This window comes from Peribacillus tepidiphilus (genome assembly GCF_009466385.1).
Classification (GTDB): Bacteria; Bacillota; Bacilli; order Bacillales; family DSM-1321; genus Bacillus_BN; species Bacillus_BN tepidiphilus.
Genome location: NZ_WIAQ01000003.1, coordinates 113,823 through 133,947, shown reverse-complemented (window position 1 = coordinate 133,947; position 20,125 = coordinate 113,823). Strand labels below are relative to the sequence as shown.

Annotated in this window: 18 protein-coding genes; 3 read left to right on the top strand and 15 right to left on the bottom strand. The window is 37.3% G+C overall.

Features of this window, described 5'->3' with window-relative positions:
- Positions 1-44 precede the first annotated feature (44 nt).
- On the bottom strand, positions 45-593 hold the full coding sequence (locus tag GD441_RS03845; protein WP_191992092.1) for an SdpA family antimicrobial peptide system protein: 549 nt from the start codon (positions 591-593) through the stop codon (positions 45-47).
- 175 nt (positions 594-768) lie between these two features.
- On the opposite strand from GD441_RS03845, the gene GD441_RS03840 reads away from it, so the two are divergent.
- The gene (locus tag GD441_RS03840) at positions 769-1,155 is read left to right on the top strand and encodes a thiol-disulfide oxidoreductase DCC family protein (RefSeq protein WP_153123881.1); all 387 of its coding nucleotides are present in this window, start codon (positions 769-771) and stop codon (positions 1,153-1,155) included.
- Between the two features lie 79 nt (positions 1,156-1,234).
- On the opposite strand, the gene GD441_RS03835 is transcribed toward GD441_RS03840, so the two are convergent.
- The 4 genes from GD441_RS03835 to GD441_RS03820 form a co-directional block, all read right to left on the bottom strand.
- On the bottom strand, positions 1,235-2,413 hold the full coding sequence (locus GD441_RS03835) for an ISL3 family transposase (RefSeq protein WP_476742311.1): 1,179 nt from the start codon (positions 2,411-2,413) through the stop codon (positions 1,235-1,237).
- 320 nt (positions 2,414-2,733) lie between these two features.
- Positions 2,734-4,068, bottom strand: a complete 1,335-nt coding sequence (glnA, locus tag GD441_RS03830; protein ID WP_153123877.1) for a type I glutamate--ammonia ligase — start codon at positions 4,066-4,068, stop codon at positions 2,734-2,736.
- Positions 4,069-4,119: 51 nt separating this feature from the next.
- Positions 4,120-4,524 (bottom strand): MerR family transcriptional regulator, encoded by a 405-nt coding sequence (locus GD441_RS03825; protein ID WP_153123992.1) that lies wholly within the window; start codon positions 4,522-4,524, stop codon positions 4,120-4,122.
- A gap of 292 nt (positions 4,525-4,816) precedes the next feature.
- Positions 4,817-6,091 carry a methionine gamma-lyase family protein gene (locus GD441_RS03820; protein ID WP_153123875.1) on the bottom strand — a complete coding sequence of 425 codons (1,275 nt, stop codon included), beginning with the start codon at positions 6,089-6,091 and terminating at the stop codon, positions 4,817-4,819.
- Positions 6,092-6,288: 197 nt separating this feature from the next.
- On the opposite strand from GD441_RS03820, the gene GD441_RS03815 reads away from it, so the two are divergent.
- A complete protein-coding gene (locus tag GD441_RS03815; RefSeq protein ID WP_153123990.1) occupies positions 6,289-6,897 on the top strand; it encodes a trimeric intracellular cation channel family protein in 609 nt (202 codons plus the stop codon).
- Positions 6,898-7,017: 120 nt separating this feature from the next.
- On the opposite strand, the gene spoVK is transcribed toward GD441_RS03815, so the two are convergent.
- The 9 genes from spoVK to GD441_RS03770 all read right to left on the bottom strand — a co-directional run bounded on the left by spoVK (position 7,018) and on the right by GD441_RS03770 (position 18,724).
- On the bottom strand, positions 7,018-7,980 hold the full coding sequence (gene spoVK / locus GD441_RS03810; protein WP_153123988.1) for a stage V sporulation protein K: 963 nt from the start codon (positions 7,978-7,980) through the stop codon (positions 7,018-7,020).
- 393 nt (positions 7,981-8,373) lie between these two features.
- Entirely contained in the window at positions 8,374-8,607 is a 234-nt protein-coding gene (gene hfq, locus GD441_RS03805) for an RNA chaperone Hfq (RefSeq protein ID WP_153123873.1), read from the bottom strand.
- A gap of 28 nt (positions 8,608-8,635) precedes the next feature.
- Positions 8,636-9,589: a tRNA (adenosine(37)-N6)-dimethylallyltransferase MiaA gene (gene miaA, locus GD441_RS03800; protein ID WP_153123871.1), complete on the bottom strand. Its 954-nt coding sequence runs from the start codon at positions 9,587-9,589 to the stop codon at positions 8,636-8,638.
- Between the two features lie 255 nt (positions 9,590-9,844).
- Positions 9,845-11,731 carry a DNA mismatch repair endonuclease MutL gene (gene mutL / locus GD441_RS03795; protein WP_153123869.1) on the bottom strand — a complete coding sequence of 629 codons (1,887 nt, stop codon included), beginning with the start codon at positions 11,729-11,731 and terminating at the stop codon, positions 9,845-9,847.
- A 26-nt stretch (positions 11,732-11,757) separates the two neighbouring features.
- Positions 11,758-14,367: a DNA mismatch repair protein MutS gene (gene mutS, locus GD441_RS03790; protein WP_153123867.1), complete on the bottom strand. Its 2,610-nt coding sequence runs from the start codon at positions 14,365-14,367 to the stop codon at positions 11,758-11,760.
- Between the two features lie 178 nt (positions 14,368-14,545).
- The gene (locus GD441_RS03785; RefSeq protein ID WP_153123865.1) at positions 14,546-15,088 is read right to left on the bottom strand and encodes an outer spore coat protein CotE; all 543 of its coding nucleotides are present in this window, start codon (positions 15,086-15,088) and stop codon (positions 14,546-14,548) included.
- A gap of 235 nt (positions 15,089-15,323) precedes the next feature.
- Positions 15,324-15,752 (bottom strand): YlbF/YmcA family competence regulator, encoded by a 429-nt coding sequence (locus GD441_RS03780; RefSeq protein WP_153123863.1) that lies wholly within the window; start codon positions 15,750-15,752, stop codon positions 15,324-15,326.
- Positions 15,753-17,291, bottom strand: coding sequence for a tRNA (N6-isopentenyl adenosine(37)-C2)-methylthiotransferase MiaB (gene miaB, locus GD441_RS03775; protein WP_153123861.1), 1,539 nt, complete (start codon positions 17,289-17,291; stop codon positions 15,753-15,755).
- A gap of 257 nt (positions 17,292-17,548) precedes the next feature.
- Positions 17,549-18,724: a glycine C-acetyltransferase gene (locus GD441_RS03770; RefSeq protein ID WP_153123859.1), complete on the bottom strand. Its 1,176-nt coding sequence runs from the start codon at positions 18,722-18,724 to the stop codon at positions 17,549-17,551.
- A gap of 213 nt (positions 18,725-18,937) precedes the next feature.
- Here GD441_RS03770 and GD441_RS03765 point away from each other — a divergent pair, with 213 nt between their 5' ends.
- Positions 18,938-19,153, top strand: coding sequence for a hypothetical protein (locus tag GD441_RS03765; protein ID WP_153123857.1), 216 nt, complete (start codon positions 18,938-18,940; stop codon positions 19,151-19,153).
- A gap of 104 nt (positions 19,154-19,257) precedes the next feature.
- Here GD441_RS03765 and GD441_RS03760 read toward each other — a convergent pair whose 3' ends face one another.
- Positions 19,258-20,124, bottom strand: a complete 867-nt coding sequence (locus tag GD441_RS03760) for a 2-oxoacid:ferredoxin oxidoreductase subunit beta (RefSeq protein ID WP_153123855.1) — start codon at positions 20,122-20,124, stop codon at positions 19,258-19,260.
- Position 20,125: the final 1 nt, after the last annotated feature.

Below are 20,125 nucleotides of genomic sequence, written 5' to 3'. Positions count from 1 at the left end.
AAAACCCCTTGAAATGTTGTTATATCAACGTTCCGAGGGGTTTTTTATTTGTATCTAACTTTGCAAAACGATTCGGATTTGGATTTATCTGTATACTTGGAGTAAGCCCAAGGGATAGGAACTTCCCTAGCTATTAGGATATCTCCACAAATAGTTGGTGAAGGGGTTGTATTGCCAACAGAAACCGTTGGATCAGAATCTTTGATACAACTTTTCCCCTTTCCATCACATTCCTTCCATTCTGTAGATTTAGGAAGATTGTAAACTATAAGTCCAAGTTCAATTCCTTGACTTCTTCCATATCGATAAATTCCAAAGACATTCTTTATTCTGTTATTTAGCCAAACAACTACATCACTTTCATTAGATATGCTATATACATTCAATGTTTCTTCACGGGGGCTTTTACTATAAAATCCCCATCCTTGTGGAATTACTTGTCTAAAAATTTTTTTGTTAGCAAGATCTAAAGATAATGGATTATTAGGTAAAGCTACAATAATGCTATAAAAGAGTAAAAGCATCCATACAGTAAAAACAAATATGAAAATTAATCCCAGCCTATTCTTTAGTTCATGTTTAACAGAATCCATAGAATCATGCCCCTTCATCCAAAAGTATCCTTTTGTTGAAAAATGTGTAATTAAACTTTACAATTAACATCGTTAAATAAATTTTCAGATATTTCAAATAAAAAATGATAAAGAATGGAAAATAGATAAAAAGTCCTAAAACAGAAACACAATTTTTAAATAAGGGGGATAAAAAATGAAGGGGAAAGGAAATATTATTGTATTCTATGATAGTTGGTGCCCAGTCTGTAATAAAGTAAAGAATAATATTGAAACACTGAACTGGCTTAATCAAGTAACGTTAGTGAGTATAAGAAGTGAAGATATAAAGTATATCAATATTCCATTTAAAGAATTAGAAAAAAGTATGCATTGTATGTACATTAAAAATAATCGAATTGTTTCTGGTATTGATGCTATAGCAGCAATAGTAATTAGACTACCGTTACTGGTTCCTTTATGGCCTCTTATTAAATTATCTAGTATTTTCGGTGTAGGTCAAAAGCTTTATAACCATATAGCCAAGACTCGAAGAATAGTTCCTGTAAATAATTGCGAAGGTGATTCTTGTGAGATAAAATAAATTAAAGACAGTAAGGGGGGATAAAAATTTTACCAACAATATTCACCGTATCACTTGGGATTTTCATCGTATTTATTGGTTATCTTATTACTAAGAAAAAAGCAACTTTTCTAATTAATCTTGTTCTATGGAACGGACTGACCGGTGATGAGAATTTAATAGCTCGTATTTTTGGCACTATTTTAATAATTGTCGGTTTTATTTTAATTATCTTGCCTTTTATTTTATAGGTTACCGTATGTAGATTGTCAAATGCCCAATAAGCTTGTCTCATAAAGTGAAATCGATCTGCAATAATAAGAGGATTCCCTAATTGTCTTTGAACAGCTTTCTTAAATGACTTGGATAAATCCATCACCACGATCTGGACATTCCCTGTATCACATTGTTTTAAATAGGTTTCAATCGTTTTTACACGTCGGTCTGGCAGAACATCCAAAACTTCTCGATTTNACCAGACATCTAGTTCACTCTTTAACTCATAGGCTTCCCTCAAGTCCGAATCAAGTGCCAAGAGTTCCTTTACTCGCTCTTTCTCTTTTTGATTGAGCTTAAACGGGGATTTCCATAAAAGCTCTTTATTTCTTTTCATTCGAATACGTTGTTCTTTATATAATTTATGTTGCACTTCTCTTCTTACTTGATCAAATGCCCAATAAGCTTGTCTCATAAAGTGAAATCGATCTGCAATAATAAGAGGATTCCCTAATTGTCTTTGAACAGCTTTCTTAAATGACTTGGATAAATCCATCACCACGATCTGGACATTCCCTGTATCACATTGTTTTAAATAGGTTTCAATCGTTTTTACACGTCGGTCTGGCAGAACATCCAAAACTTCTCGATTTTCTACATCGACAATAATCGTTTGATATTTTTCTCCTCCTGCATCACCCTTAAATTCATCAATGGCAATCGCACGCGGAAGTACCTTTTTAACAGGGATGGATCGTGCATCGAACATTCTTAATAGTCGGTTTGTACTTACCCCAGCTAGCATCCCAGCATGTGTAAAGGACATTTCTGCACTTAAACATAATGCCTCCTGAGCTAGCATGAGCGTGTGACGTTGATATCGATCTACAAACGAAAGCTTTTCATAAAAAGTATGACCACATGTTGTACAACGATATCTTCGCTTCTTCACATGTAAGTACACTCTTTTTCCCGCCATTGATGAACTCTGTATTTTTTGCATTCGATAGCTATGGATGCGTTTTGTACGGCTTTTACACTTCGGACATTTCTGCATTTTCACACGTGTATGTAGTTCAAACCAAAATACGCCTTCTTTTTCCCCTGAATCAAAAATCTCTACATGCTTATCTTTAATCCCTAATAAGTTTATGATAGAATGAGTAAGCACCTATCTTCTCTCCCTTTGGTTTCTATTGTTGGCAACTTTAGATTATCAAAGAGAGAGAAGAAGGTGTTATTTTTTAATCATTTTTTGTGAATTATCTGAGCCCTTGAGATGATAAGCATGACCACCACATTTAGTATAGAGCCATTTTTCACGAAGAAATAAGAAAGCCTTGGTTACTGGACAATCCCAGCAATACCAAGGCTTTGATATCATTAATACATCGTCATATATTGCTCGCGTTCCCAAGGATGAACTTGAGTGCGGAACATATCCCATTCAATTTCTTTTGCTTCGATGAAGTGCTCAAGTAGGTGGTTACCTAGTGCGCTCTTGATTACTTCATCAGATTTTAGATTTTCAAGCGCAGCATATAAAGTAGCTGGAAGGTCTACAATTCCTTCTTCAATGCGCTCTTCTTTAGACATGATGTAAATGTTACGGTCAACTGGTTTAGGAGGAGTCAGCTTGTTTTTGATTCCGTCTAATCCAGCTTTTAATAAGACTGCTATCGCTAGATAAGGGTTTGCAGCTGGGTCAACGCTACGAACTTCAACACGTGTACTTACTCCGCGGGAAGCCGGAATACGGATTAGCGGACTGCGGTTGCGAGCTGACCAAGCCACATAGCAAGGTGCTTCATAACCAGGAACTAGACGCTTATAAGAGTTTACAGTTGGGTTTGTCACAGCTGTGAAGTTTGGCGCGTGCTTAATGACACCTGCAATGAATTGATAGGCTGTTTCACTAAGCTCTAATTGGCCATTTGGATCGTAGAATGCATTCTCTTTTCCTTTGAATAAAGAAACGTTACAGTGCATACCAGATCCGTTCACTCCGAACAATGGCTTAGGCATAAATGTTGCGTGTAAACCGTGTTTACGTGCAATGGTTTTAACAACTAGCTTAAATGTTTGAATGTTATCGCAAGCTGTAATGGCATCAGCATATTTGAAGTCGATTTCGTGCTGACCAGGTGCTACCTCATGGTGAGATGCTTCAATTTCAAATCCCATTTCTTCTAGTTCAAGTACGATATCACGACGGCAGTTTTCCCCAAGGTCAGTAGGAGCTAAATCAAAGTAACCGCCTTTATCATTTAACTCAAGAGTAGGCTCGCCATTTTCATCTAATTTAAATAAGAAGAATTCCGGCTCAGGTCCTAGGTTGAAATCTGTAAATCCAAGCTCTCTCATTTCAGCAAGGATTCTTTTTAAGTTAGCACGAGGATCTCCCTCAAACGGTGTTCCATCTACATTATAGATATCGCAAATGAGTCGTGCTACTTTACCTTTTTCAGACGTCCAAGGGAAGACTACCCAAGTGTCTAAATCAGGATATAAATACATGTCAGATTCTTCAATGCGGACAAAACCTTCAATGGAGGAACCGTCAAACATCATTTTGTTATCCAGCGCTTTCTCCAATTGGCTAACCGGAATCTCAACATTTTTGATTGTTCCTAAGATGTCAGTAAATTGAAGACGAATGTACTTTACATTCTCTTCTTTCGCTAAACGCATAATGTCTTCACGAGTGTACTTTCCCATGTTTCCAAAATCCTCCCTTTTTAGTGACCCATTAAAATGTTTTTATATTTATTAATGGAAAAAGCGCGACATGTCACCTTGACGCAATGAAGTACGGTTTCTGCTGTGCATTAGCTCTGCTCGAAGCAGCTTTCGTAATTCCGCATCCGTTAATTCACGTTTCACTTTTTCCTCTTGCAAGCTAGGCTGTTCCGCTTTTAAAGAGGACTCCTGTTTTACAGAGAAAATCTTTTTAATCCCGGCAAGATTCACTCCCTGTTCAAGCAGCTCTTTAATTTCCAGTAACGTATCAATATCGTTCAATGAAAATAGCCGACGATTTCCTTCTGTTCTAGCTGGAGAGATTAGTTGATGCTCTTCATAATATCGAATTTGGCGTGCTGTCAATTCAGTTAGCTGCATCACAATTCCCATTGGGAAAAGAGGCATCGAACGTCGAATATTATTGCCACTCACCATCCAGCATCCTCCTTTTTGCTTCTATGGAATTTATTATATTTCGTGTTAGAAATAATGTCAATGTAATGTTACATTTTCTAACATAAAATAATCAAAAAATTTTTTATATCATTTTCCTCTGTAACTTTCTCTAACTTAATGAACAACTTATCGAATTCGTATTTAATATCGCAATAACATTCACCTACCCTACCAAGATTAATTAACCTTCTCAAAATAAATAGCAGTAAACAAATGTTTACTGCCTACAATAAAGAAAAAGTATATTTTACGCACATTCTGTTGCCTTTTAGTTTAGTAGGGATATCATTTTTCTTTCAAGCAACATATTGATGGCTGTCAAAATAGCAATTTTTACATGGGAATAGGTCAGTCCGCCTTGAACGTAAGCCTCATACGGTGGTCTTGTCGGTCCATCAGCTGTCAGTTCAATGCTGGCGCCTTGAATAAACGTTCCAGCTGCCATAATGACATCATCTTCGTAACCTGGCATATAGGCTGGATATGGAGTCACATGAGAATTTACTGGAGATGCATATTGGATCGCCTGACAGAATGCCACCATTAAGTCCCGGTCCTGGAATTGGACGGATTGAATGAGATCCGTTCTTTGTGCATCCCATTTCGGATAAGTATTCATTCCCAATTCCTCTAAAATAGCAGAAGTGAAAATTGCTCCTTTTAAAGCCTGCCCTACAATATGAGGCGCTAAAAAGAAACCTTGATACATTTCCTGTAGACTATATAGTGAGGCACCCGCTTCCCTTCCTATTCCAGGTGAAGTCAGTCTGTATGAACAGGCGTCCACCCATTCCTTTTTACCAACAATATAGCCGCCTGTTTTAGCTAATCCCCCGCCTGGATTTTTAATAAGAGAACCCGCCATTAAATCCGCCCCTACATGACATGGCTCCAGCTGCTCTACAAATTCTCCATAGCAATTATCAACAAACACCACAATGTTTGGATTGATTTCTTTTACAAATGAAATCATTTCCTTAATTTCTGCTATTGTAAAAGAAGGTCGGCTTGAATAGCCTTTTGATCGTTGAATCCCAACCATTTTCGTTTTGGATGAAATCGCTTTGGACACAGCTTCAAAATCCACTTTTCCTTCATCGGTCAAAGGAATGGAACGATAATCGATATGAAACTCTTTTAATGAACCGTTACCAGTTCCTCTAATTCCCACAATTTCCTCTAATGTGTCGTATGGTTTTCCTGTTATATAAATTAACTCATCGCCTGGCCGTAATACACCAAAAAGAGAGATGGCGATTGCATGTGTACCTGAAATAATTTGAGGACGGACAAGACCAGCTTCCCCTCCAAACACCTCAGCATAAATATCTTCAAGTGTATCGCGACCAATATCGTCATATCCGTATCCAGTAGAAGGAATAAAATGTGAATCGCTCACCTTATTTTTTCTAAAGCTTTCTAGAACCCGGTATTGATTATATTCAATATTTTCATCGATTTTTTTGTGGAGATGGCCTATTTTATTTTCTACCTTTTCAGCCAGTTTTTTTAAAGCGTCTCCGTATGATAAATTTTGATACACCTTCATCAGCTTCCTTTTTCAAAATACTCCGCTCTCCATCATAACAAAAAATAACGCAGATTAGAAATAAATAAAACAGAAAAAACTTTTTTAATAGTATTGAAGCGTGATAAAATGTTAATTTGGATTAAACCTTTAAGAATAGACAAATGACCGGATTTTCGTTTGTTAGCAACGGGGGAATAAGTATGACTGAATTGAGCTGGGAGGTTTTTACTGTCATTGGGACTATTGCTTTTGCAGTTAGCGGAGCAATTGTTGCGATGGAGGAAGAATACGATATATTAGGAGTGTATTTTCTAGGACTTGTGACAGCTTTTGGTGGCGGTGCAATCCGAAATTTGCTCATAGGGCTACCAGTTTCAGCACTTTGGAATCAAAGCATGTCTTTCACCATAGCGATCCTATCTATTACAGCTGTTTTTTTGTTTCCTAATAATCTCTTAAAACATTGGAAACGATGGGGAAGCTTCTTTGATGCGATCGGTCTTTCTGCTTTTGCTATCCAGGGCGCGCTTTATGCTGTGAAGATGAATCATCCAATCAGTGCTATCATCTTTGCTGCTTTGTTAACCGGAAGCGGTGGAGGAATTGTAAGAGATCTACTGGCACGCAGGAAGCCGCTTGTTTTTAAAGAAGAGATTTACGCGGTTTGGGCCATATTGTGTGGACTTTTTGTCGGTCTAGGCTTTGCCTCCTCATCCTTGGAATTATATACTCTCTTTATTGTCATTACGGTGTTGAGAGTCATTTCATACACTTATAAATGGAAGCTTCCGATTAAATCTATTCGCCATTACGAATAGGGGAATGATTTTTCACACAAAATAAAAAAAAACTTGTCAACAATCTAAATATATGAGAAATATACTTTGTCTACAACCTAAGGCTGAATCATATCGATTCAGCCTTTTGCCTTTCTAAAATTAGAATGAAATGTCTTCTTCATCATCAAGAGTTATGTCTTGACTCATTAGGGTGATTAATTCATTCTTATCATATTCGTCATTCATTAATAAGCGCATCGCTTGTGTACGGATGGACTTCTCGATGACATTCCGGATATAACGCCCATTTGAAAAGCTTATAGGACTCCATGTGCTTTTGATCTGAGCGAGATGGTTTTTGAGTTTCCTTTCAGCTTCCATGCTCAAACCATATTCTCTCTCATTCAACATACGTTTTGCAATTTCCATAAGCTGGTCAACGGAATAATCCGGAAAATCAACGACAATCGGAAAACGAGAATGAAGACCGGGATTTAGTGTCAAAAAATGATCCATCTCTCTTGAATAGCCAGCAAGAATCAAAATAAATTCATGCTGCCGATCTTCCATGTGCTTCACAAGAGTATCGATAGCTTCCTTTCCGAAATCCTTTTCTCCTCCGCGTCCTAAGCTATAAGCCTCGTCCACGAACAAAATTCCGCCAATTGCTTTTTTTATGAGATCCCTAGTCTTTTGAGCAGTATGACCAATATATTCCCCTACCAAATCTGCTCTTTCAGCTTCTATCAAATGACCTTTTGACAAAACATTCATTTTTAAAAACAGCTTCCCTATAAGTCTAGCTACTGTCGTTTTTCCTGTTCCAGGGTTGCCTTTAAACATCATATGAAGTGCCTGTTTGCTAGCTTTTAATCCTTTTTCTTCCCTTTTTTTGTTCACATAGATCCAGGCGTATATTTGTTTAATCGTTCTTTTCATCTCTTCCATACCAACTAGCTGTTCAAGTTCTGCTTCAATTTCCCTAAGGGCCATATGATGAGGAGGTACTTCTTTTTCATATATTTCCCTTATCGGTGGATCTTTTTTTATCGTCTTTTTCTTTTGTCCGCTCAGAACGATATTGATTTGTCCATTATTTCTCATATGAAAAGGCTGATCCAATGCTGTCACCTCACTCATCCATCCATCTTTATTCAACAAAGATTGTCAAAAAAATATGTTTTCAACAAAATAGATCACATATTTCGGGTCAGCCCGACAATTTTCTTGTCATCCCCACTAGTGCTTGTCAGATCTTGCGCTTTCCCAAGAAATATTTCCTTATAATATATGTATTCAAATGCCATTCATTACAGTATATGTTTTGCCTTATTAAGAAATACGGCAATCGCCCGGTTAGCTTATGATGAAAGGAACGTTTACGTACGTTGACTTTACTAATGGAAGTTTTATTTTATCCAAGGGCTGGTGTTTCGAAATAAACAATGCCACTCCATTCATCAATTAAACTATATAAAAAACAGACATGACTCTCAGTCATGTCTGTTTTGCTTTTTATTCTTTTACTTCAAAATCAATTTGTACGTTTCGCTGTGGAGCGAAAGTTGAAATAGCGTGCTTGAATACTAACTGTTGTTTTCCTTCTGATTCCAATAGAACAGTGAAATTATCGAAGCCTTTAATTTGACCTCTTATTTGAAAGCCATTTAGTAAAAAGACCGTCACATACGTTCCGTCTTTTCTTAATTGGTTTAAAACCTGATCTTGAATATTAACTGATTGTTTCATTGAATGATCCTCCTCTTATATCTCTAAATTATCTATTCGCTTTTATTTTCAGCTTTCCTTCTATAAAAGCGGATATTTCCTCAACTTTTTTTTCAAAGCTTTCCACTTGGGTCATATCAAACCACTTCACATCCATTTTGTTACGGAACCATGTCAGCTGTCTTTTTGCGTATCTTCTGGAATTTCTCTTTAATGTTTCGACTGCCTCTTCAAGCGAAGTTTCGCCATCAAGATACGCATATAACTCTTTATATCCGATGGCTTGGATGGATTGATAATCCCGTAAACCTTGGTTATACAAGGCTTTTACTTCTTCTAGTAGACCTTCCTTCATCATTAAGTCCACTCGTTTATTGATTCGCTCATACAGTACTTCACGATCCATATCCAGACCTATGACTGCAGCATCGTAAAGCGGAACATTTTGTTGTCTTTTTAAGATCGAACTCATCGTTTCGCCTGTACAGTGAAAAATTTCTAAAGCCCGAATGACTCTTCGAATATTATTTGGATGAATTCGCTCGGCACTTTCAGGATCATATTGTTTCAATAATTCATGAACATATTCGTTTCCCTTATGTAAGGCCAATTGTTCAAGTTGGTTACGGTAGTCTTCATCAGAAGGTGCATCGGAAAATTCATAATCATATAAAACGGATTGTATGTAAAGACCTGTTCCCCCGACAATAATGGGCATTTTTCCTTTAGCTGAAATTTTTTTGATCCATTCAGTGACCTTTTGCTGAAACTCAGCAACGTTAAATGACTCGTAAGGCTCCTTGATATCGATTAAATGATGAGGGATTCCCTCCATCTCTTCTTTCTTAATTTTTGCAGTACCGATATCCATCCCTTTATAGACTTGCATAGAATCTCCGCTTATGATTTCACCATTGAATCTTTTGGCCAGTTCTATACTAAGTTTGGTCTTCCCGACAGCTGTTGGTCCTATGATCACGATTAGCTTAATCATTTCTTTCATTTCTTCACTGCCTTATTCGGTTTAATCTTATCTTAACACAATTTAGTAAAAAGCATGAGAACATCTAATTATTATAGGTAAGACAGGTTCATTTTATTCAGAAATCTATGAAAATCTTCCCCATCAAATGAAAATGAATAGAGTCCAATAAGGAATTGGCTAAATGGGAGGCTGACTCTCATCTGCCTTAGCAACTATAGAAGGGTATGGACTTTTCTATAAATGAAGGCATTATGGAGGCAGCCCCTTTACTTATTACATAATCCGTTTAAACATTTTTTCCATTTCATATGTCGTAAAATGAATAATAATCGGTCGCCCATGTGGACATGTAAACGGATCAGAGCTTCTTCTTAAATCATCGAGTAGAGTTTGAATTTCTTCTTTACGCAAATACTGATTTGCCTTTATAGATGCTTTACAGCTCATCATAATCGCCGCTTCTTCTCTTAATTTTTTTACATCCACCTTTTTCATATCCAAAAGCTGACGAATCATTTCTTCAATGATTTCTTGCTCCATACCCTTTGGAAACCAAATCGGGTGTGAACGAACAATAAAGGCATTTACACCAAATTCCTCAAGAAATACTCCGACTTTTTCAAGCTCAGATTTGTACTCATTCACTCTAATGACTTCATCAGGTGAAAACTCCAATGTAATTGGAACTAACAAATCCTGAAGTTCGTTTGTGACCTGTCCTACTTTCTCCCGAAAATACTCGTATTTGATTCTTTCTTGAGCAGCATGCTGATCAACAATGTATAATCCCTTTTCGTTTTGTGCCAAAATATAGGTTCCGTGCATTTGACCAATTGCATAAAGAGGCGGGATTCTTTCTATTTTTTTCTTTTTCCCTTCAATTTCTTCCATCGTACTCTCTTCTGGTACGTCTGTTTGATTGTCTTCATTTAATAATGGAGGAGAAGGAATTTCTTTCTCGTCAGCTTCAGGTAAGGTAAAATTTGTTTCAAAAATCACAGGCTTACTAATTGGTTTCGGTTCAATATTTACAGGAGCTTCCTTTGAACTTTCTTTAATTTCGTACTTATTTTCATCATGATTCTGATTAAAAATCGTGTCTAATTCAAAGGAAGCTTGTTCAGATTTTGGTTTTGCCACTTTTTCAACGATATGGCTCTGAGAAGGAATTAACGTCTGCTTTTTAAAGGCATCTTTTATAGCTTGTGTTATAAGCTCATTTAGCTCTCCTTCTTTGCTCAACCTCACTTCCATTTTAGAAGGGTGAACATTGACATCAACCAGCACTGGATCCATTGTGATATTTATTAAGCCGATTGGATATCGTCCAATAGGCAGTAATGTATGATATCCTTCCAGAACGGCTTTTGCAAGAGCGTAGTTTTTAATGAATCTTCCATTAATCATAAGTGTTAAATAATTTCTAGATGCTCTTGTCAGTTCAGGTAGAGAAATATAGCCATTTATCGTAAAATCCAAAGATTCTGCCTGAATGGGAATCATTTTTTTTGCAATTCCAATTCCGTATATACTGGCAAGTACCTGTCTGACATCCCCATTTCCATTTGTATGAAGAAGAACTTTATCATTATGAACCAGCTTAAAAGATATTTCAGGATGCGATAAAGCTAATCGATTGACGACATCGCTAATATTTCCCAGCTCTGTATGAATCGTTTTTACGTATTTTAATCGGGCAGGTGTATTAAAGAATAAATCTGAAACCGTTATATCTGTTCCTTTGCGTGCATGAGTTTTTCCATGCTCTAGAACCTTGCCGCCTTGAAGACGTAAAAATGTCCCTGCCTCACTACCGGTGCTTGTTCTCAATTCAACATTAGAAACAGAAGCAATACTTGGCAGCGCCTCTCCTCTAAACCCTAATGTACGAATACGAAATAAATCGTTTTCGTTTTTTATTTTGCTTGTTGCATGCCGATCAAACGCTTTTATTACATCATCTTCTTCAATTCCATCACCGTTATCAATAATTCTGATTGATGCTAATCCTGCTTCTTCAACTAAAATTTCGATAATAGAACTATTTGCATCAATAGAATTCTCAACAAGCTCCTTTACTACAGAAGCCGGTCTCTCAACGACTTCGCCAGCTGCAATTTTATTGGAAAGTGAGTCATCCAACTGAATAATTTTCGCCATTCTTTCACCTCCCTATTTATAGAAGTTTAGGAGTTTTGCTGAGATTTAAGCTTTTTCTGCAATTTATAAAGTGTGTTCAAGGCATCTAAAGGTGTCATCTCTAACAAGTTTAGTGACGATAATTCTTGTAGTAATTTCTTTTCCGATGAAGTTTCTTTTTCAGCTTTTGGTACTATTTCATCTGTAAAGAAAGAAAGCTGAGCAGCTGTTTCTTCAATCGAACTTTTTCTTTCTTTTGTTACCTCTTCTCTAGTATTAGAACCTGCTTCTAGCTGAACGAGAATTTCATTTGCTCGTTTTATCAGAGAAGGAGGTAACTCTGCCAATTGCGCTACATGAATCCCGTAGCTTTTGTCTGCAGGTCCTTCTTTTATTTTATGAAGAAAAACGACTTTACCATTTTGCTCAATTGCGCTTACATGAATATTCTTTAGATTTGGCAATTCTTCTTCTAAGCTTGTCAGCTCATGATAATGGGTAGAAAATAACGTCTTAGCTCCGATGTGGTTATGAATATACTCAATGATCGCTTGAGCAAGAGCCATTCCGTCGTAAGTAGAAGTTCCGCGTCCGATTTCATCAAAAAGAATTAAACTGTTTTTTGTAGCGTGAGCAATGGCATTTTTAGCCTCGAGCATTTCGACCATAAATGTGCTTTGACCGGATATTAAATCGTCGGCCGCTCCAATTCGTGTAAAAATTTGGTCGAAGATCGGCAGTATAGCTTCTGAAGCAGGAACAAAACAACCTACTTGGGCTAAAATCGCAGTTAAAGCAATTTGTCTCATATACGTACTTTTACCTGACATATTCGGACCGGTAATTAATAGGATTTCGCGCTCCTGATCCATATAACAATCATTTGGTACATATTCCTGTGACTTCATCACCTTTTCCACAACAGGATGACGCCCGTCTTTAATTATGATTTTTCGCTCATCAGAGAATGATGGTTTTACGTAGTGTCGTTTTTCACTTACTGTTGCAAAACATTGTAGAACATCCAATTCACTAATAATGCGAGCGAGAGCCTGAAGTCTAGGAATATATGTTTTTACTTCCTCTCGAATGGAGAGAAAAAGTTCATATTCTAAATCTACAATTTTCTCTTCTGCTTGAAGAATTAGCGCTTCTTTCTCCTTCAATTCCGGAGTAATAAAACGCTCGGCATTTGATAACGTCTGTTTACGCTCGTATCTTCCTTCTTCTAAAAATTGAAGATTTGCTTTGGTCACTTCAATATAGTAACCAAAAACACGGTTATATCCTATTTTTAACGATTTAATGCCTGTTCGTTCTCTTTCTTCCTTCTCAAGTTTTGCGATCCATGTTTTTCCATTCCTGCTTGCATCACGGTATTGATCTAATTCTGCATTGTATCCATCTCGTATAATATTTCCCTCTTTAACTGAAATCGGAGGGTTGTCTACAATGGATCGTTCTAGAAGGTCGGTAAGCTCTTCACAAGGGTCTAATTGATTAGCTAAATGCTGAAGATCTTCATTTTGAAAACGATTTAGCATATGAGCAATGGCAGGAATTTGCTGCAACGATTTTTTTAATTGAATGAGGTCTCGTGCATTAACATTTCCAAACGCTACTCTTCCAGATAGGCGTTCTAGGTCATACACTTCTTTTAGTCCTTCTCTTAGCTCTTCTCGTTCAAAATAATGGTTAATCATGCTCTCTACGATACGATGTCGTCGCTCAATTTCCTTCTTTTGAATGAGGGGCTTGTCGATCCATTGCTTTAATAAACGACCGCCCATCGCAGTTTTCGTTTCGTCTAATAGCCAAAGAAGTGACCCTTTTTTTCCTTTAGTCCTGATTGTTTCTGTTAACTCTAAATTTCTTTTTGAATAGTAATCAATTTTCAAAAACTGATTTGTATTGTATGATTTTGCTTTTTGTAAATGATCTAAGCTTCTTTTTTGAGTCCGGAACAAATAATGTAACAAGGTGCTCATGGTTTGTTCAAGTTTTTCATCATCTAAATCGGTTAACAAATGTTCAAAAGACTTGGATATAGAAGTCTCATTCTCCAAGCTGATCGTTATGAAAAACTTTTCCTTTAAGTCTTTTTTCAATTGCTCCGGAAAAGTGTCATCTACAACCACTTCCTTTGCTCCAATGGAAGCTATTTCATTGATGACCTCTTGAAAATTTTCGCCTAGAAGAGTTACTTTATTTTCACCTGTTGACAAATCATTATAAGCAAAACCGAATGTTCCATCATCGAACAAGGAAACAGCTGCGATAAAGTTGTTTTCTTTATCTTCAATTCCTCTCCCTTGCATAATGGTACCAGGGGTAATGAGCTGAACGACCTCTCTTTTAACGACCCCTTTTGCTTGCTTTGGATCTTCTGTCTGTTCACAAATTGCTACTTTGTAGCCACGTTCAATTAACGTTTCAATATAATTGGCAGCTGAATGGTAAGGGACCCCGCACATCGGGATACGTTCGTCTCCCCCGCCATCTCTGCTCGTTAAGGTGATTTCAAGCTCTTGTGATGCTTTAATGGCATCATCAAAAAACATTTCGTAAAAATCGCCTAAACGAAAAAATAAAAAGGCATCTTGATAGTCTGCCTTAATTGTCAAATATTGTTGAATCATTGGCGTATATGTAGCCATGTACCTTCAAAACCTTTCCCCAATATATTCTATCAGTAAACCATATTATATCATAACAGTTCCAACGGTCTAAGTTAAACAAATGGGAAAATCTCATTTAATGAATTGGGAAAATCGTAAATGGTATTGATTTCAAAGAAAAAACTAGGAAGAACTCTCCCTAGTTCAGAGGACTTGCTTATTTTTCACGCTCGACAATAAAGTCTGGATCAATTTCATCAAACTCGTCGTCATCCACTTCATTGTACCATTCATCATCATCGTCTGAACAGCCTTTTGGATTTACTGCTACACACACCTTTGTTTCACCGATTACTTCGACATAGAATTCTCTTTCCACATGTACTTCAACTTTCTTTCCACATGAAGAAATGCATGCTTCAATACAGTTTGGCTGTTGTACAACCCTTGCAATTACTTCGTTATCATCATAACAATCTCGATCGCGGTATTTTAGTTTTATTTCATCTTTGTAATGGACCGTTTCTGTTTTAACATCTGTTTTTGTATTCTTGTTGTAGGAATACCAAATGCTGATATCATAGCAGCCTGTTATTTCAACTCTTTTTCCGACCTTTTTGGCAGTATATGAATGATTAATAATCCAACAACCGAGAATGCTGGAAGGATGATGTTGTGGCGCGATTGTATCGCAGGACTTTGTAAATTTACGTCCTTTTGCTACGACTGCCTTTGTGATTATTTCTCTATAATATGACATTTAAGCGAACCCTCCTCATTCAGTTTCATTTCATCCTATGCGGTATAAACGACTAGTGTGCGAATAATTTCTATAAAAATATCTGGTATGTGTGCGTGTTTTATATCTCATTTTATGCAGCATACCGGGATATGTGTCACGATTAACGATCAAAATCACAGAGGAAGGGCTGTTCAGTTGGTTTCACTTGGAAAATAAAAAAATCCTTGCTTGTAATAAAGCAAGGATTTTTTTATTATGAACAGCTTGAGCCACCTGCACGAACCTTTGAGCCTGTTTCACCACGAAGTACGTCTCCGCCAGTGGATTCTATGATGATGTCAGTGACCGTATTTGAGATAGCGGATGCTACCATTTGCAATAAGTCGTTTACATCCGTTTGGGACTGCTTAAACTCCTGAACTACAGGAATCTCGTTAAGCTCCTTTTCAAGCGCATCAATTTTTTCCTGCACTTGATTGTATGCTTTTTCTTTTCCATAATGTTGGAAATTGATTGCTTGCTTTTGAAGACTTTTGATACTCGCAATCATTTCGCGAACCTTTTGATTTTCATTGATTTGCGCTTCAGCACGTTTAAAGAAATCAACTTCTTCTGTTTCTGCAATCATTGCAGCAAGCTCCTTGGCTTTTGTTAATAAATCATCTTTCGTATATTTAGCCACTTATTTCACCTCTACTGTTTCTTCCACCATTTCTCCGTTTAATGACCAGGTTTTGGCTTCTGTTATTTTTACCTTCACTAGCTTACCGATTGCTGTTTTTGGACCAGTGAAGTTAACTAGCTTATTCTTTCTTGTATAACCCGCTAAAACATCCGGATTGTTTTTACTTTCTCCTTCTACTAACACTTCTACAATCTTACCTTCATGTTCTTTCATTTTTTGTGCAGACAACTCGTTCACAAGAGCATTTAGTCGTTGAAGTCGCTCTTTTTTCACTTCCATTGGAACATTATCATGCATTTTCGCAGCAGGTGTACCTTCTCTAGGTGAGTATATGAAAGTGTATGCAGAATCGAAGCCTACCTCACGATATAGTGAAAGAGTTTCTTCGAATTGCTCTTCCGTTTCATTTGGATACCCTACAATAATATCTGTCGTTAAAGCTACATCCGGAATGGCAGCTTTAATCTTACGAACAAGTTCCAAGTATTGCTCACGAGTATATTTGCGGGCCATAATTTTCAACACATCATTGCTACCCGATTGAACAGGAAGGTGAATATGTTCAACAAGGTTACCACCTTTTGCCAGAACTTCAATAAGGTGATCATCAAAGTCTCTTGGGTGACTTGTCGTGAATCGAATGCGTGGAATGTCAATCTTTCTAATTTCATCCATCAAGTCGCCAAGACCGTATTTCATATCTGAAAAATCTTTACCGTATGCATTTACGTTTTGACCAAGCAGTGTGATTTCTTTGTATCCTTGAGCAGCTAAATGGCGTACTTCTTGGATGATGTCCTCAGGGCGACGGCTTCTCTCTTTCCCACGAGTGTATGGAACGATACAGTACGTACAAAACTTGTCGCATCCATACATAATGTTAACCCATGCTTTTATATTGCCGCGACGGACCTTCGGAAGGTTTTCAATAACGTCACCTTCTTTGGACCAAACCTCTACCACCATTTCTTTAGACATATATGCTTCATTTAAGATGTATGGCAGTCGATGGATATTATGAGTACCGAAGATCATATCCACATATTGGTGTTTGGAGAGAATGCGGTTTACAACGGATTCTTCCTGTGACATACAGCCACAAACCCCAAGAAGAAGATCTGGCTTTTCCATTTTTAAAGGTTTTAGATGACCAATTTCTCCAAAAACCTTGTTTTCAGCATTTTCACGAATCGCACATGTATTTAGAAGAATGACATTAGCATCTTCAGCACGGTCAGTCGGTTCATATCCTAAAGCCATGAAAATACCTGCCATTACTTCTGTGTCATGCTCATTCATTTGACAGCCATACGTGCGAATGTAAAATTTACGTCCATTCCCCATTCCTCTAAATTCCTCAGGAATCGAAAAGTCCTTGTGATACTTGACTTCTTCTTTTCCACGTTTTTTTGCTTCCTTTAAGGAAGGAGGAACGTAAACTGCTTCAAAGTACTTGCTATAATCCTTGGTGGATTTTTTGTCCACTGGATTTTCATTTTTTACTTGTCGTGATTGCAAACGTTGTTGTTCGTTCATTTCTTTACCCCTTTCGTTCATTTAAAAAAGAAATTATCATAACAATTTTAATTTATTTCAGAAATTGTGTGTATAGAAATATACACATTATCATAGTATAAAGCTTTTGTAATTAATAAACAATACTTCCAATCAAGAGATAAAAAATGTAAGAAAGTGTTCATAAATCGAAAAGCGGAGTGCGCATGTTTAAGTTTCTAAACTTCTTCTATTAAATTGAAAAGGAGCCTTCCCTAATAAGAAAGCTCCATTTCCATTCAAATGATTCCCAGTTCTCTACCGGCTTTTTCAAATGCATCTAAGGCTTGTTGTAATTCCTCTTTTGAATGCTGTGCTGTTACAATCGTCCGGACGCGTGCTTGACCTTTTGCCACTGTTGGAAAAGCGATTCCTTGTGCAAATACTCCGTATTCTTTTAGTCTATCAGAAAATTGATGGGAAAGAGCTTCACTACCAACGATAATCGGTGTGATTGGAGATTTGCTTTTCCCAGTATTAAACCTTAACTCTTGCAAGCCGGTTTTGAAGAAACGAGTATTATCCCACAGTTTTTCAATTAACTCCGGTTCTTCCAATAATACATCAATCGCTTCCATGCAAGCCATTGTAACCGCTGGAGGGTGTGAAGTGCTAAAAAGGAATGGACGCCCTTTATGCATTAGGTAGTCAATTAAGGTTTGCGAACTAGCGACATAGCCTCCTAATACACCAATAGCTTTACTTAAAGTTCCTATCTGAATGTGCACTCTTCCGTCCAACCCAAAATGATTTACGCTGCCTCGGCCATTTTTCCCAAGGACCCCTGATGCATGTGCATCATCAACCATAACGATGGCATCATATTTCTCGGCTAATGCCACAATTTCTGGAAGTGGAGCAATATTCCCATCCATTGAGAATATACCATCCGTTACAATCAATTGCTTTCTATAATCTTTCGTTTCTATTAATACTCTTTCTAAATCTTCCATATCGACATGCTTATATACTTTTCTTGCAGCCTTCGTTAAACGAATTCCATCGATAATAGAAGCATGGTTCAGTTCATCAGAAATCACTACATCTTGAGCAGAAAGGATGGCAGAAAGGACTCCTTGGTTCGTAGTAAATCCAGATTGAAACACTAGTGCAGCTTCTGTATGCTTGAATTTTGCCAGCTTCTTTTCCAAATCAACATGCATCGTAAAGGTTCCGGCGATTGTTCGGACAGAACCTGTTCCCGCCCCGAATTTCTCAATTGCTTCTACAGCTGCTTTTCGTAAACGAGAGTGTGATGTTAACCCAAGATAATTATTAGAAGAAAGCTGGATCAATTCTTTTCCATCAACCACTATTTTAGAACTCTGTTCTGATTGTAAAGGAATTAATTTCCTATAGGTAGCTTCTTTTTTCATTACATCAAGTTCCTCTTGTAAATATTCAAATCCTTTCATACCCCATCCTCCTTTTCTATATTTATACATATATTAATAAGTCTCATCTTCTATTACGGATAAAGAACGACCTCTACACTCAAGTCTATTCCAAATCAAACCAATGACATGAAAAGGTAAAACGCACATTCTTAACAAAATGGGATAAAAACTGTTCCGCTTGTCCATTTCTTGCATAAGATACAATGTATTAATAATAAAGGAGTGTTGTTGATGAGTTGCTTTCGTAATGATAATGTTCTAGGTGCTTTTGACGATCGAGACAGAAGAAGAAGAGAAGACTTCAAATTTGACGCAAAGGTTAAGCTTGACAGAGATGATTTTTGTAGAGCTGTACGCCGCTGTCTAATCGATGACCTTGTTGCTGGAGCAAGAGATGATAGACGTGACGACAGACGTGACCACAGACACCGAGGATGCTTCTGGTAAACAACGAGTAAATCATATTGATAAAATCAGAGATGGATAGTTGAAGCAAGTTTATCTTGCGAAAAAATGCCGAGAGACATAGTCTCTCGGCATTTTGAATGATGTTACATAAATTCAGCAACCAGCTTATCAAAGCTTTCTTGTGAAAGTTTGAGTTCTGATTGTGTTAACGGCTTCTCGCTAAAACCAGGAATCAGTTCTTGGTAGGATTTTCTTTCTGTATTTTGGTAAATGATTCCTGTAACAAGACCGTTATGCTTCATTAAAGTCTGCATAGCCATCTCACGATTGGATGGATCATAGCCATCAATATCACTTAATTTTGTAAGATTTTCCTTAAACCAGTCATATGTATTAACCTTGTTATAGGTTACGCATGGACTGAATACATTTATTAAAGAAAATCCCTTATGCTTAATTCCAGCCTCTATGATTGCTGTTAAATCCTTCAGATCAGTCGAAAAACTCTGGGCAACAAACGTTGCACCTGCCGTTAACGCCATTTCCATTGGCGATAACGCTGGCTCAATAGATCCTTGAGGCGTTGATTTTGTTTTAAAACCAGCGGCTGAACGAGGGGATGTTTGACCTTTCGTTAAGCCATAGATTTGATTGTCCATTACAATGTACGTAATGTCAATATTTCTTCGGATTGCATGAATTGTGTGGCCCATCCCTATTGCAAAACCGTCTCCATCACCGCCAGAAGCGATTACCGTTAAATCACGGTTTGCCATTTTAACACCTTGAGCAATAGGCAAAGAACGACCATGAATTCCATGAAATCCATATGATTTAATATAGCCTGAAATACGTCCGGAACAACCGATCCCAGAAATAACAGCTAGTCCTTCAGGTTCAAGACCTACGTTTGCAGCTGCACGCTGAATGGCAGCTTGTACAGAGAAATCTCCGCATCCAGGACACCAGTTAGGTTTTACATTATTGCGAAAATCTTTAAATGTGGCCATC

Bases quoted from the DNA above. Each gene is read 5' to 3' on its own strand.
- GD441_RS03845 (WP_191992092.1), bottom strand. From the start codon at position 593: ATGGATTCTGTTAAACATGAACTAAAGAATAGGCTGGGATTAATTTTC.
- GD441_RS03840 (WP_153123881.1), top strand. From the start codon at position 769: ATGAAGGGGAAAGGAAATATTATTGTATTCTATGATAGTTGGTGCCCA.
- glnA (WP_153123877.1), bottom strand. From the start codon at position 4,068: ATGGGAAAGTACACTCGTGAAGACATTATGCGTTTAGCGAAAGAAGAG.
- hfq (WP_153123873.1), bottom strand. From the start codon at position 8,607: ATGAAACAATCAGTTAATATTCAAGATCAGGTTTTAAACCAATTAAGA.
- miaA (WP_153123871.1), bottom strand. From the start codon at position 9,589: ATGAAAGAAATGATTAAGCTAATCGTGATCATAGGACCAACAGCTGTC.
- mutL (WP_153123869.1), bottom strand. From the start codon at position 11,731: ATGGCGAAAATTATTCAGTTGGATGACTCACTTTCCAATAAAATTGCA.
- mutS (WP_153123867.1), bottom strand. From the start codon at position 14,367: ATGGCTACATATACGCCAATGATTCAACAATATTTGACAATTAAGGCA.
- GD441_RS03785 (WP_153123865.1), bottom strand. From the start codon at position 15,088: ATGTCATATTATAGAGAAATAATCACAAAGGCAGTCGTAGCAAAAGGA.
- miaB (WP_153123861.1), bottom strand. From the start codon at position 17,291: ATGAACGAACAACAACGTTTGCAATCACGACAAGTAAAAAATGAAAAT.
- GD441_RS03770 (WP_153123859.1), bottom strand. From the start codon at position 18,724: ATGAAAGGATTTGAATATTTACAAGAGGAACTTGATGTAATGAAAAAA.
- GD441_RS03765 (WP_153123857.1), top strand. From the start codon at position 18,938: ATGAGTTGCTTTCGTAATGATAATGTTCTAGGTGCTTTTGACGATCGA.
- GD441_RS03760 (WP_153123855.1), bottom strand. From the start codon at position 20,124: ATGGCCACATTTAAAGATTTTCGCAATAATGTAAAACCTAACTGGTGT.